We start from the raw sequence: 12,999 nt of genomic DNA, 5'->3' as shown, positions 1-12,999 counted from the left end.
CGCCATGGCACCACCGGATGACGCCGGACGCTCTGCCGGCGCCGCGAGGCCTGCCGTCTGGCGATTCGACGCGATCGGCACCCGCTGGCAGATCGACACACCCGCGCCGCTCGACGCACGCGCCCGCGTGGCCGTCCTCGGCGTGATCGCGGAGTTCGACCGGCAGTGGTCGCGATTCCGCAGCGACTCGCTGGTCGCGGCGCTGGCCGGCGGCGCGGAGGCGGTGCCGGCACCGCCCGATGCCTCCGCCATGCTCGACGCGTTCGATGCGCTCAGCGCGGCCACAGCCGGCGCCGTCAACCCACTGGTGGGAGCCTCGCTGGAGGCGCACGGGTATGACGCCGGGTACCGTCTGGTCGACCGGGGCGCCGCACCCGCGCCGGCGAACTGGCAGGACGTGCTCTCGTGGGATGGCGGGATGCTGCGCCTGACCGAGCCGGCCGTCCTGGACGTCGGCGCCCTCGGGAAGGGGCGTCTGGTGGATCGGGTCGCCGAGGCGCTCGAGCCGTGGACGCGGGACGGCCTGGTCGTCGACGCGAGCGGGGACATGGTCGTGCGCGGCGGCCCGCACCGCATCGGACTGGAGCACCCGTACGACGCGCGGCGCGCGATCGGGGTCGTCGAGGTGACGGATGCCGCGCTGTGCGCCTCGGCGACGAACCGGCGCAGCTGGGGCGAGGGCCTGCACCACGTGCTGGATGCGCGCACAGGGGAGCCGGTGCGCACCATCGCGGCCACCTGGGCGATCGCCCCGGCTTCGCAGCCGAGCCCCGCGATGCGCGCCGACGCGATCGCCACCGCACTGTTCTTCGACGGAGGCCCCCAGCTGGCCGCGCAATGGCGTGTCGAGTGGGTGCGCATGAGCACGGACGGCCGCGTCGAGTGGTCGCCCGGCAGTACGGCAGAGTTGTTCGCGTGATCGGAACCTTCACCTCGCTGTGGAATCGCGTCTTCGCGGTGCTCGGACGCGTCTCGATGTACCGGCTCGCGCTGCTCGCTCTGGGCGTACTGTCCGTCCTGGCACTGATCGCCTCGGTCTTCGGGCTGGTGGCGCCGACACCGGGGGAGCTGCTGGTGACGGCCGTGGTGCTGACCGTGGTGTGCGCCGGTGTGGATGCCGCCGCCCAGGCGGTCGTGCGGCTGCCCTGGCGGCTGGAGTCCTCGCTGATCACAGCGGCGATACTGCTGTTCGTGCTGCGCCCCACGCTCGATCCGGCCGGGCTGGCCGGGATCGCGCTCGCCGGGGCCGCGGCATCCCTCTCCAAATACGTGCTGGCCTGGCGCGGACGGCACATCTTCAATCCGGCCGCCGTGGGCGCGACCGTGCTGACCGTCGTGGCTGTCGCGGTGCCCAGCCTGGGGGCATCGTCGTGGTGGGTCGGCACGCCGGTGCTGGCCGGGCCGGTGATCCTCCTCGGCCTGGCGGTGCTGGTGCGCACCGAGAAGGTGCGCGTCATCGCGGTCTTCGTCGTCGCTGCGGTGGCGGTCGGCGTGCTGCGCACGTCGGCGCAGTATCAGGCCGCAGGACTGCCGGTGCAGATCGGCGATGTGCTGTGGCCGCTGCTGTGGTCCTCGCCGATCCTGTTCCTCGGCGCATTCATGCTCTCCGAGCCGCTGACCCTGCCGCCGCGCCGGTGGCAGCAGTTCACCGTCGCCGGTCTGGTCGGCGTGCTGGTGGGGTGGCCGATCGACCTCGGTGCGATCAGCCTCGGCCAGGAGCGCGCTCTGCTGATCGGCAACCTGCTGGCGTTCGTGTTCGCGTTCTCCGCCCGCTCGGCGGTGAAGCTGGCCTTGGAGTCGCGCGTGCTGCTGACTCCGACGGTGCACCTGCTGACCTTCCGGGCGCGTCGCCGTCTCGCATTCATCCCCGGTCAGTACCTGGAGTTGGACGTGCCGCACCGCCATCCCGACGCGCGGGGGACTCGCCGTGAGTTCAGCATCGCCTCGGCACCCGAAGACCTGCCGCTGCTGTCGGTGGCCTTCCGCGAGGTGCCCGGCGCGAAATCGCAGAGCTCGTACAAGAAGGCCCTGGCCCAGATCTCCACGGGGGATGCTCTGGCCGTCACCGGAGTGTGGGGAGATTTCGTCCTCCCGAAGAAGCCCACCAGCGCGGTGTTGATGGTCGCCGCCGGCATCGGGATCACGCCGTTCGTCTCGCAGCTGCGGCATGCGCGCCTTGCCGGCGAAGACCGCGACGTCGTCCTGGTGTACGTCGCCGCCGAAGCGGCCGAGCTCGCGTTCCGCGAGGAGCTGGAGGCATCCGGTGTGCCGGTCGTGGTCTTCACGCGCGACCAGCCGCGGGACCTGCCGCGCCACTGGCTGTGGGCCCGCGGTGTCCGCCTCGACGCGGAGGGCCTGCTGCAGGTCGTGCCCGACATCGCGGCCCGCCACGCCTACATCTCGGGTCCCGCCGGGCTGATCGCGGACCTCGCTCCCGCGCTCGAGCGGGCGCGCTCCATCACCACCGACGCCTTCAGCGGGTACTGACCTCGGCAGCGGCAGCGGGCGGAGTGACCGGCAGCCGCACCTCGAACGTGGTGTCTCCAGGGCTGCTGCGCACGGTCAGAGCGCCGCCGTGCGCGGCCACGATCGCCCGCGCGATGGAAAGGCCCAATCCGGTGCCGCCGGTCTGGCGGGCGCGTGAGCGGTCGGCTCGTGAGAACCGGTCGAACAGCTCGTCGGCGATCGCCGGATCCACGCCGGGACCGTCATCGTGCACGCGGATCACGGCATCCGTCCCCTCGCGCGCGACCGTGAGCGTGACGTGGGTGCCCGCCGGCGTGTGCGTGCGCGCATTGGCGAGCAGATTGCCCAGCACCTGGTGCAGCCGGGCGGCGTCGCCCGTGATGACCACCGGCTCCTCGCCGACATCGAGCTCCCACCGGTGGTCCGGGCCCGCAGGGCGCACATCGGCGATCGCCTCGATCGCCAGTCGCGACAGGTCGACGGTGCCGTAGACGAGCTCCTGCCCTTCGTCCAGTCGGGCCAGCAGCAGCAGGTCCTCGACGAGCCGGGTCATCCGGATCGACTGCGCCTGGATGCGCTCCAGCGACGTCACGGTGTTCTGATCCTCCGACGCGGCATCCCCGTGGCGCAGCGCGCGCAGCGACAGCTCGGAGTAGCCGCGGATGGAGGCCAGCGGCGTGCGCAGCTCATGGCTGGCGTCGGCCACGAATCGACGCATCCGCTCCTCGTTGCGCTGGCGGGCGTCCAGCGACTCGCCGACGTGGTCCAGCAGCGTGTTCAGCGCGTGCCCGACGCGTCCGATCTCGGTGTGCTCGTCCGTCTCATCGTCCGGCACGCGCTCGGTGATCGAGACGGCGCCCTCGGCCAGCGGCAGGGCGGCCACGCGCGTCGCGGTGTCGGCCACTGCACGCAGCGGCTTGAGCCCTGCGCGGATCACGAACGCGATGGCCGCGGCCAGCAGGAGCAGACCTCCCGCGGTGACCAGGGTGATGGTCGTCAGCGTGGCCGCGATCGTGCTGCGCACCTCCGAGACCGGCAGTCCCGCGATCCCGATGAAGTTGTCTCCCTGCACCAGGCGGATGCGGTAATCGCCGATGTCATCCCCCAGCGAGATGGTCGTGAAACCGCCCTCGTCGATCGCGTCCACGACACCGGCGATCTGGTCGTCGCTGAGACGGACGACCTCGCCGTCGCCGCCGATGTACGCGCCGGACACCCCGCCGCTGACCGACTGGACGACGAAGAGGAAGCCCGGTTCCTGCGGACCTTCGGCCAGTACGTCGAATGCATCCCGGACGGTGAGCGGGAACTGGGGCGTCTGCAGGGACTGACCGGCCTGCTGGGCGGCGTTCTCCAGGCGGGCGTCGAGGTTCGCTTCCAGGACGCGGCCCAGGGCGGCGCTGGTCGCGATCGCGACGATCACCAGGATGAGGGAGACGATGCCGATGACCGTCGCCATCAGACGCGTCTGCAGACTCCACCGATGACGTGCGCGCCGCGGCGCAGGGGGCGGTGCCTCGTCACGAGCGTCGTCGTCGGCGTCCGTCGGGGGCGCCGCGAGCGGTACCGGACCCGTGGCGGGGGCTGCGGTCACTGCGGGGCCTTGATCATGTACCCGACGCCGCGAACGGTGTGGATCAGCGGTTCGCGACCCTGGTCGATCTTCTTCCGCAGGTACGAGATGTACAGCTCGACGACGCTGGAGCGTCCGCCGAAGTCGTAGTGCCAGACGCGGTCGAGGATCTGCGCCTTCGACACGACGCGACGCTGGTTGCGCATGAGGAAGCGCAGCAGCTCGAATTCGGTGGCGGTCAGTTCGATCTGGTCGCCGCCGCGCTCGACCTCGTGGCTGTCCTCGTTCAGGGTGAGGTCGCCGACGCGCAGGATCGGCTCGGCGTCGGCGGACTGGGCGGTGCCGGCACGACGCATCAGCCCGCGCAGACGCGCCACGACCTCTTCGAGGCTGAACGGCTTGGTGACGTAGTCATCCCCGCCGGCCGTGAGCCCCGCGACACGGTCGGCCACGGCGTCCTTGGCGGTGAGGAAGAGCACGGGCACGTCGTTGCCCGAATGGCGCAGGCGCTGCAGCACGGCCATCCCGTCGAGGTCGGGCATCATGACGTCCAGGACCATCGCATCCGGCTGGAAGTCGCGCGCGGCCTGAAGCGCCTCGAATCCGGAGCCGGCGGTGCGGACCTCCCAGCCCTCCATGCGCAGCGCCATGGACAGCAGATCGGTGAGCATCTGCTCGTCATCCACGACGAGCACGCGCAGGGCGGTGCCGTCCGGGCGGCGGAGTGCGGGGGCGAGAGCTGTGGCGGCCATGAGGCCATTGTGCTCGCTCACCTATGCAGTTCCTGTGGAGCCAGCTATGCAGTGGCTGTGAGATCCGGCCGGAGGGGTCAGGAGCGGGCGTAGGCGGCCAATCCGTCGAAAACGGCGTCCCGCTCCGCGTCCACGGCCTGTTCCGCGGGGTGCGCGTCGAAATGGGCGAGAATGCGGCGCGCACCCTCGTCGAACGTGATGGTGGTGCGGAACTCGGGGACCAGCGCGGTGACCTTGCCGATGTCGAAGAGCATCGAATGCGACTTGTCTCCGAGCAGGCCCGGCCCGAGCTCCGCAGAGCGGGCGGCGATCGCCTCCGAAGCGACGTGCACGAAGTCCGGGTCCGGCACGCCGGCGGCATCCGCCAGCCATCGGTAGATCTGGTTCCAGGTGGGCGCGTGAGTGCCGGTGATGGTGAAGGCCTCGCCGATCGCGGCCGGGTTGGCGAGCAGGCCGGCGAAGCCCACCGCGAAGTCGTCGCTGTGGGTGAGCGTCCACAGGCTGGTCCCGTCGCCGTGGATCACCACGGGCTTGCCCCGGCGCATACGGGAGATGTCCGTCCAGCCGCCCATCGTGGGCAGCAGCCGCTCGTCGTACGTGTGCGACGGACGCACGATGGTCACCGGGAATCCGCGATCGCGGTACGCCTCGACCAGAAGATCCTCGCAGGCGATCTTGTCGCGGGAGTACTGCCAGAACGGATTGCGCAGCGGCGTGGACTCGGTGACGGGAAGCCGCTGCGGCGGCTTCTGATAGGCCGATGCCGAACTGATGAACACGTACTGACCGCAGTGCCCCTCGAATCCGGCCAGATCGGACTGCACGTGCTGCGGTGTGAAGGCGAGGAACTGGGCGATCACATCGAACCGGTCCTGGCCGACCGCACGCTGCACCGCATCGGCATCGCGGATGTCTGCGACCAGTTCCCGCACGCCGTCGGGCACGGGTCTGCGCCCAGAGCCCCGATTCAGCACCGTGACGTCGTGGCCGAGGAGCAGGGAGCGGCGGACGCAGGCCGAGCTGATCGTGCCGGTGCCGCCGAGGAAAAGGATGCGGGTGGCTGCCATGCACTGACCCTAGCGGCCGCCTCCGGCGCTTAAGGTGGCACGCATGGCTCTGATCGATTCCGCGGTGTACGTCGGCAGTACACGCATCGGCGAAGGCGCCCCGCCCGCCGAGGCGATCCGGCAGGCACGCACGGAGGGCGGCATGGTGTGGATCGCGCTGCGCTCACCGGATGCCGACGAGCTGGGTGAGCTGCAGACGCTGCTGGATCTGCACCCGCTCGCCGTCAAGGACAGCCTGCGCGGGCACCAGCGTGCGAAGTTCGAACGATTCGGCCGCATGTCGTTCCTCGTGGTGCAGCCGGCCGCGTACGTCGATGAGACCGAGACCGTCGAGTTCGCGGAGGTCGACTTCTTCGTGGGGGACGACTTCATCGTCACGGTGCAGGATGACGACATCGACGTCCGGGGTGTGCGGGCGGAGCTCGAAGAGCATCCGACGATCCTCGCGAAGGGCACGTACGGCATCGTGTGGGCGCTGCTGAGCCGGGTCCTGGACGCGTACGGACCGGTCGTTGACGGCGTGGAGAACGACATCGACGAGATCGAGCAGGAGCTGTTCTCCCAGGTGCCGGACGTGTCCCGGCGCATCTTTGGACTCCAGCGGGAGGTGATCGACCTGCAGCACGCCACCTCGCCGCTGCTGGACATCTTCGAGCGGTTGCAAGTGCTGTTCGCCGACGAGGCGGACGGACGCGACGCGCCCGCATTCCGGGAGCTCGGCGATCGGGCCGGGCACATCGTCGACCGCGTCGATGCTTTCCGGCACACCCTCGACAATGCCCTCACCATCCACACCAGCCTGGTGGAGCAGCAGAACAACGAGGCGATGCGGCGCATGACCGAGGCCGGGCTGCAGCAGAACGAACAGGTCAAGAAGGTCTCCGGCTGGGCAGCGATCCTGTTCGCTCCGACGCTGGTCGGCACCATCTACGGCATGAACTTCGACAACATGCCGGAGCTGCACTGGACCTTCGGCTATCCGCTGGCGCTGCTGGCGATGCTGTGCACCAGCGTGACGCTGTACGCGATCTTCAAGCGCCGCGGCTGGCTCTAGCCGTCCGCACGGGTCTCGACCCGTGTCGGGCCCCTCCGGTATCGTCTGTGCGATGCGAATCGATGGGCTGATTTCTGAACTGCCCGGACGCGCTCTGGCTCCGGGGGATGACGGGTGGGAGGCGGCGCGGCACTTCCATTCCGGCGTCGGCCAACCGGATGTGATCGTGCGCGCCGCCTCGGTCGACGACGTGGCGGCCGCGGTGCGCTGGGCCTCAGCGGAGGGCGTCCCGATCGCGGTGCGCGGCGGCGGTCACAGCGCCTGGGGCGCACTCCCCGGCGGGTTGACCCTGGACCTCGCCGCGCTGAGCGAGGTGGAGGTGGACGGCACGCTCGTGCGGGTGGGCGGCGGCGCGGTCTGGGGGCACGTCGCCGGAGTGCTCGCCCAGCACGGGCTCGGTCTCAGCTCGGGCGACACCGCTTCGGTCGGTGTCGGCGGCCTCACCCTCGGCGGAGGCATCGGCTGGATGGTGCGGTCGTGGGGCCTGGCCGCGGACCAGCTTGTCGGGGTCCAGATCGTCAGCGCAGCGGGTGCGCTGATCGAGGCGACCGATGCCTCGCATCCCGAGCTGATGTGGGCGCTGCGGGGTGGGGGAGGCAACTTCGGCGTTGTCACGCGCTTCGACTTCCGCGCGCACGAACTGCCCGCGGTCGTGTTCGCCACGCTGGCCGTGACCGGTCCGGCCGAGCCCATGCTGCGTGCGCTGCGGGAGGTCATGAAGCAGGCCCCACGGGAGCTGACGGTCACGTACATGGACGTCCCGCCGATGGATCCGAACGCTGCAGCCGGCGCGAGCGTTTCGGCATGCTGGGCGGGCGCTGACGAAGCCGCCGCCCGCGCCGCGCTCGCGCCGCTTCTCGCTCTGGACGGCGTGGAAGCGGTCGAATTCGGGGCGCGCTCCTATCCGGGCATCCTGATCGAGGCGCCGCCGGCAGAGGCCGATCAGCCGATGCCCGGCCTGATCGGAGGCAACACGCTCCTGCGGGAACTGAGCGAGGACGCCATCGAGCGGCTTGCGTCCTTCCGAGCGGCGAACCCGGCGTCGGTGCTGCTGCTGCGTTCGCTGGGCGGCGCGTATGGCGATGTCCCACAGGAGGCGACTGCGTTCCCCGCCCGCGACGCCACGTGGTTCGCCATGGCGATGGCCTTCGACATCCCCGGGATGCTCGATGACGCCGGGCGCTCGCGGGTCGCTGCGGACTGGGACGCCATCGAGGCGCTGGGCGACGGGTTCTACGGCAACTTCACGATGTCCACCGAGCCCGGCCTGGTCTCGCACATGTTCTCAGCCGACACGATGGCGCGCCTTGCCGCGGTGAAGCGCGAGTGGGACCCCGCGAACGTGTTCCGCCGGAACCACAACATCAGACCGGACTGAGCGGGCGCCGCCGAACGTCAGTGCGTGTCCTCGGCCTCGATCTCGCTGCGGTCGCCGGACCAGAGCGTGTGGAAGGTGCCGGGCTTGTCGATGCGCTTGTAGGTGTGCGCCCCGAAGAAGTCGCGCTGGCCCTGGATCAAGGCCGCCGGCAGGCGCTTCGCGCGCAGCCCGTCGTAGTACGACAGCGAGGAGGAGAACGCGGGGGCGGGGATGCCGGCCGCCGCCGCGGTCGCGACGATCCGGCGCCACGAGTCCTGTGCACGCGTGAGGGCGTCCACGAAGTACGGTGCGGTGAGCAGAACCGGCAGGTCGGGCGTCTGCGCGTACGCGTCGGCGATGCGGTTGAGGAACTGCGCGCGGATGATGCAGCCGCCGCGCCAGATCTTCGAGATGGCCCCCAGGTCGATCGCCCAGTCGTACTCCGCCGCGCCGGCGCGAATCTCGTCGAAACCCTGAGAGTAGGCGACGAACTTGGACGCGTACAGGGCCAGGCGCACGTCCTCGATGAACGCGTCCTGGTCGGCGACGGACAGGGCCTCGGTCGGTCCGGGCAGGTCGGCGGACACGGCGCGCTGCTCGGGGTGGCTGGAGAGCGAACGGGCGAACACCGCTTCGGCGATTCCCGAGACCGGCACGCCGAGGTTCAGCGCGGTCTGCACCGTCCATGCCCCGGTGCCCTTGGCGCCGGCCTGGTCGAGGATGACATCGACCAGCGCCTGCCCGGTCTCCGCGTCGACCTGCCTGAGCACCTCGGCGGTGATCTCGATCAGGTACGACTCCAGTTCGCCCTCGTTCCACGCGGCGAACACCTCCGCGATCTGCGCCGGCGTCCGGCCGGTGCCGCGACGGATCAGATCGTATGCCTCGGCGATCAGCTGCATGTCCGCGTACTCGATGCCGTTGTGCACCATCTTCACGAAGTGGCCGGCGCCGTCGTGTCCGACGTGGGTCACGCACGGCTCGCCCTCGGCGATCGCGGCGATGGACTTCAGGATCGGACCCAGCGTCTGCCAGGACTCGTCCGAACCGCCGGGCATCAGCGACGGGCCCAGCAGCGCACCTTCCTCGCCGCCTGACACGCCCATGCCGACGAAGTTGATGCCGGTCTCGCGGACCGCCTTCTCGCGACGGATCGTGTCCGTGAACAGCGCGTTGCCACCGTCGACGATGATGTCGCCCGGTTCGAACACGCCCACCAGCGCGTCGATGACGGCATCCGTGGCGGCACCGGCCTTGACCATGATGATGGCCGTCCGCGGCTTCTGCAGCGACGCCGCGAACTCCTCGTAGTCGTAGGAGGGCACGAACCCGGCCTCCGGGTGCTCGGCGAGCAGCAGATCGGTCTTTCCGCGGCTGCGGTTGTGGATCGCCACGGTGTTGCCGATGCGGCTGGCGAGGTTGCGGGCGAGGTTCGAGCCCATCACCGCGAGACCGACCACACCGATGTTGGCGGGACCTACGCTCGGCACCCCGGGGCGCTGCGCGTCCCCAATCTCGAGTGGGACGTCCTCCGGCGCCGGTGCCGCGGTGTGCTGCGGCGCGGAGTCGGGGGCGTCCTCACGGTCGTGGGAAATGTTGGTCTCTGCCGACTTCTCGTTCGAGGACACGCCTACTCCTTAGGGGCCAGAGGTTTGTTGCGAAGGTGGGCAGCGGGCCACGCGCCCACCAGATCAGCATAGGGACGTCGGGCGCCCACGGGAGGTTCTCGCGCCGCCGCGACCACGCGGTCCCCGCGGCGGCAGCATCACCGCCGGATAGCATCGGAGGATGCCCGAACCGTGCCGCCTCGCCCGTCTCGCGTCGGCGGCGTTCGCCGGAGCCGGCCGGCCGGCTGCCGATGCGATGAGGGAGCAGCGGTGATCCCGGAAACCCCGCTGGTCTGCGTCATGGGGGTATCGGCGGCCGGCAAGTCCACCGTCGGGGCGGCCCTCGCCCGGACGATGCGGGTCCCTTTCGTGGACGCGGACGACCTGCACTCGGACGCGAACCGGGCGAAGATGGCGGCGGGGATCCCGCTGGCCGACATCGACCGCCGGCCGTGGCTGGATGCCGTCGGCGAGCAGTTCGCCGGGCATCGGCGAACGGGTCTGGTGATGGCGTGCAGCGCGCTGCGCCGGGAGTACCGCGACCGGATCCGCGCGGTCGAGCCGACGGTGGTGTTCGTGCACCTCGACGGCTCCCGCGAGCTGCTGCGACAGCGCGCGGACGCGCGAGCCGATCACTTCATGCCGGCTGCCCTGCTGGAGTCGCAGTTCGCCACACTGGAGCCGCTGGCCCAGGACGAGACCGGCCTGCGCGCAGACGTGTCCGCACCGCCCGGGGACCTCGTCGCGGACATCGCGGCGCGGCTGCGTCAGTCCTTGCGGTAGCCGGCGCGCCCCAGCGACCAGAAGGCCAGGACGGTGCCGATCAGGCCCAGTCCGGCGATGGCGGCGACCGTGCCGACGAGGATCGAGGTGGCGAGCTGCGTGTCGAGCATGGATCCTCCGGGTGGCGAAATGGGGCGTCCTCATCGTAGCGGGGCCGCTGATAGACTGGGACCTTGAACTTCGGCGAGGGATGACTCGCGCCGGCCCGACCGGCCGGATGCGGCATCCGTGATCGACGCAGTGATGCAGGCTCACGGCTTTCCTCACGCGCTCGCGTTCGAGTCGAATGCAGACCCCCATACCCGGGCCAGTGGGCCCGACATCAGACCGGGCCGTGTGCCCGCAAGGAGAACCATGTCTACTGACACCAAAGAGATCGACTCCAAGGTTCACGCCGAGGTTCGCGAGAACTTCGGCAAGGGCTTCGCACGTCGCCTGCGCGCCGCCGGCAAGATCCCCGCCGTCATCTACGGGCACGGCACCACCCCGGTGCACGTCGCGCTTCCGGGCCACCAGGTCGCGCTGCTGATCCGCCGCGCCAACGCGCTGCTCGAGCTGGACGTCGAGGGCACGCAGCACCTCACGCTGGTCAAGGACGTGCAGAAGGACCCGGTGCACCAGATCATCGAGCACATCGACCTGCTGGTCGTGCGCAAGGGCGAGAAGATCCAGGTCGACGTGCCCATCTCGGTCATCGGCGAGTCCGCGCCCGGCACCATCGCGGCGCAGGACGCGAACACCGTGCTGCTCGAGGTGGAGGCCACCCACATCCCCGAGCGCATCGAGGTCGACGTCGAAGGCCTCGAGGAGGGCGTTCACATCACGGCGGCCGACCTGAAGCTTCCGAAGGGTGCATCGCTGGCGGTCGACCCCGAGACGCTGATCGTCGCGGTCTCGATCCCGTCGTCCACACTCGCCGCAGAGGACGAGATCGCCGAGGCGGACGCCGCCCTGGCCGCCGAGCAGTCCGAAGAGTCCGAAGAGTCCGGTTCGGCCTCCGAGTAGAACCGATTTCAGGAAGGGGGTGCGGATTCCGTGCCCCCTTTCCTGTTGGACGGAACTGACCGCCCGGCGCCGCCGGGCACTCACGCGGCAGGATGAGGTCATGGCAGACACGTGGCTGATCGTCGGTCTGGGCAACCCCGGACCGCGCTACGCGCCGACCCGGCACAACGTGGGGCAGATGGTCCTGGACGAGTTGGCCGCGCGTCGCGGCGAGAGCTTCCGCGCGCATAAGGCCAACGCACGCGTCGCCGAGACCTGGCTGCGCCCCGGCGGTGCGAAGCTCGTGCTGGCCAAGCCGAACACGTTCATGAACGTCTCCGGGGGACCGGTGGCGGGGCTCGCCCGGTTCTACGGAGTGGACCCCGAGCATGTCGTGGTCGTGCACGACGAGCTGGACATCCCGTTCGACGTGATCAAACTCAAGGTCGGCGGCGGACACGGCGGCCACAACGGCGTCCGCGACGTCGCCAAAGCACTCGACACTCCCGATTTCGCCCGCGTGCGCGTGGGCATCGGCCGCCCCGACGGCCGCCAGGATCCCGCGGAGTGGGTGCTGGACCCGTTCGGCGCCGCGGAGCGCAAGAACCTGCCGATCCTGCTGGCGGACGCCGCCGATGCCGTGGAGCAGCTGGTCGATGAGGGATTGCTGGCGGCGCAGCAGAAGCACCACGCGCCGCGCACGTAGCCCCGGGCCGGGGTCAGGACAGCGACGCGCCGGTGGCGAACCCCGCCGCGAGGAGGCCCTGGACGCCGATGCTGAACGCGACCGGGCCGATCGCGGCGATCACGATCGCGGCGATGGCCCATCCTCGTCCGCGGTTCTTGACGGTCGCGACGATGCCCTGCACGAGCGCCCAGATGCCCAGCACCGTGCCGGCCCAGAACGCGAGCTCGCCGATGAGCACCCATTCGCGCACCGGGGTGAGGATGGACCAGTCGAAGTCGATGTCGCCGGGACTGAGCGCGAGGTCCCGGCCGGTGCCGAGCCCGATGTTGTAGGCCGCGACGGCGCCGAGCGCGGTCGCCCCCAGGGCCGCGGTCATGGCCAGCCAGAAGGCGACGGTGCCGAGCCAGGGGCGCCCTGCGGGGCGGCGGGGCGTGGGCGGCGCGTACGGGCCGTACCCCTGGAGCGGTGCGGCATAGCCGGGGGGTGGCGCGAAACCCTGCGGCGGCCCGGACACGTGCTCGGGGGCCGCATAGGGAGGGGTGTACGGGCGAGCCGTGGGCGGCAGCGACGGCGCACCGGGGTCGGACGGCGCGTGCGGGATCGGTCGGCTGGGCGTCACGGGGTCGCTCACGGCACTCATCCTACGAGCCCCGCGCCCTCGATCCGGG

General features: G+C 70.6%; 13 protein-coding genes. 7 read left to right on the top strand and 6 right to left on the bottom strand.

The window, feature by feature from the left end; all coding sequences use genetic code 11:
- Window positions 1-4 precede the first annotated feature (4 nt).
- On the top strand, window positions 5-919 hold the full coding sequence (locus NQ152_RS02305) for an FAD:protein FMN transferase (protein ID WP_257522867.1): 915 nt from the start codon (window positions 5-7) through the stop codon (window positions 917-919).
- Entirely contained in the window at window positions 916-2,487 is a 1,572-nt protein-coding gene (locus NQ152_RS02300; protein ID WP_257522866.1) for an FAD-dependent oxidoreductase, read from the top strand. The genes NQ152_RS02305 and NQ152_RS02300 overlap by 4 nt, the downstream gene beginning before the upstream one ends.
- On the opposite strand, the gene NQ152_RS02295 is transcribed toward NQ152_RS02300, so the two are convergent.
- The 3 genes from NQ152_RS02295 to NQ152_RS02285 form a co-directional block, all read right to left on the bottom strand.
- A complete protein-coding gene (locus NQ152_RS02295; RefSeq protein ID WP_257502326.1) occupies window positions 2,474-3,925 on the bottom strand; it encodes a cell wall metabolism sensor histidine kinase WalK in 1,452 nt (483 codons plus the stop codon). The genes NQ152_RS02300 and NQ152_RS02295 overlap by 14 nt on opposite strands.
- A 131-nt stretch (window positions 3,926-4,056) precedes the next feature.
- Window positions 4,057-4,791 (bottom strand): response regulator transcription factor, encoded by a 735-nt coding sequence (locus tag NQ152_RS02290; RefSeq protein WP_257502327.1) that lies wholly within the window; start codon window positions 4,789-4,791, stop codon window positions 4,057-4,059.
- Between the two features lie 77 nt (window positions 4,792-4,868).
- Window positions 4,869-5,858 carry an SDR family oxidoreductase gene (locus NQ152_RS02285; RefSeq protein ID WP_257522865.1) on the bottom strand — a complete coding sequence of 330 codons (990 nt, stop codon included), beginning with the start codon at window positions 5,856-5,858 and terminating at the stop codon, window positions 4,869-4,871.
- A 43-nt stretch (window positions 5,859-5,901) separates the two neighbouring features.
- Between NQ152_RS02285 and NQ152_RS02280 the strand changes: the two genes are divergently transcribed.
- Window positions 5,902-6,912 carry a magnesium and cobalt transport protein CorA gene (locus NQ152_RS02280; protein WP_257522864.1) on the top strand — a complete coding sequence of 337 codons (1,011 nt, stop codon included), beginning with the start codon at window positions 5,902-5,904 and terminating at the stop codon, window positions 6,910-6,912.
- Window positions 6,913-6,964: 52 nt separating this feature from the next.
- Window positions 6,965-8,290 carry an FAD-binding oxidoreductase gene (locus tag NQ152_RS02275; protein ID WP_257522863.1) on the top strand — a complete coding sequence of 442 codons (1,326 nt, stop codon included), beginning with the start codon at window positions 6,965-6,967 and terminating at the stop codon, window positions 8,288-8,290.
- 17 nt (window positions 8,291-8,307) lie between these two features.
- Here the strand turns inward: NQ152_RS02275 and gndA are convergent, their stop codons facing one another.
- The gene (gndA, locus tag NQ152_RS02270; RefSeq protein WP_374113552.1) at window positions 8,308-9,783 is read right to left on the bottom strand and encodes an NADP-dependent phosphogluconate dehydrogenase; all 1,476 of its coding nucleotides are present in this window, start codon (window positions 9,781-9,783) and stop codon (window positions 8,308-8,310) included.
- Window positions 9,784-10,146: 363 nt separating this feature from the next.
- Here gndA and NQ152_RS02265 point away from each other — a divergent pair, with 363 nt between their 5' ends.
- Entirely contained in the window at window positions 10,147-10,659 is a 513-nt protein-coding gene (locus NQ152_RS02265) for a gluconokinase (protein ID WP_257502332.1), read from the top strand.
- Here NQ152_RS02265 and NQ152_RS02260 read toward each other — a convergent pair.
- Window positions 10,644-10,769: a hypothetical protein gene (locus NQ152_RS02260; RefSeq protein WP_257502333.1), complete on the bottom strand. Its 126-nt coding sequence runs from the start codon at window positions 10,767-10,769 to the stop codon at window positions 10,644-10,646. The genes NQ152_RS02265 and NQ152_RS02260 overlap by 16 nt on opposite strands.
- A gap of 244 nt (window positions 10,770-11,013) precedes the next feature.
- Here NQ152_RS02260 and NQ152_RS02255 point away from each other — a divergent pair, with 244 nt between their 5' ends.
- Complete coding sequence (locus NQ152_RS02255) at window positions 11,014-11,664, top strand: 50S ribosomal protein L25/general stress protein Ctc (RefSeq protein WP_257502334.1); 651 nt, start codon at window positions 11,014-11,016, stop codon at window positions 11,662-11,664.
- Window positions 11,665-11,764: 100 nt separating this feature from the next.
- Complete coding sequence (gene pth / locus NQ152_RS02250; protein ID WP_257522862.1) at window positions 11,765-12,349, top strand: aminoacyl-tRNA hydrolase; 585 nt, start codon at window positions 11,765-11,767, stop codon at window positions 12,347-12,349.
- Window positions 12,350-12,362: 13 nt separating this feature from the next.
- Here the strand turns inward: pth and NQ152_RS02245 are convergent, their stop codons facing one another.
- Window positions 12,363-12,962: a hypothetical protein gene (locus NQ152_RS02245; protein WP_257522861.1), complete on the bottom strand. Its 600-nt coding sequence runs from the start codon at window positions 12,960-12,962 to the stop codon at window positions 12,363-12,365.
- Window positions 12,963-12,999 lie beyond the last annotated feature (37 nt).

This window comes from Microbacterium sp. zg.B48, assembly GCF_024623505.1.
Lineage (GTDB): Bacteria > Actinomycetota > Actinomycetes > Actinomycetales > Microbacteriaceae > Microbacterium.
The sequence above is the reverse complement of the archived record's forward strand: the minus strand, read 5'-3'. Positions and strand labels throughout refer to the sequence as shown.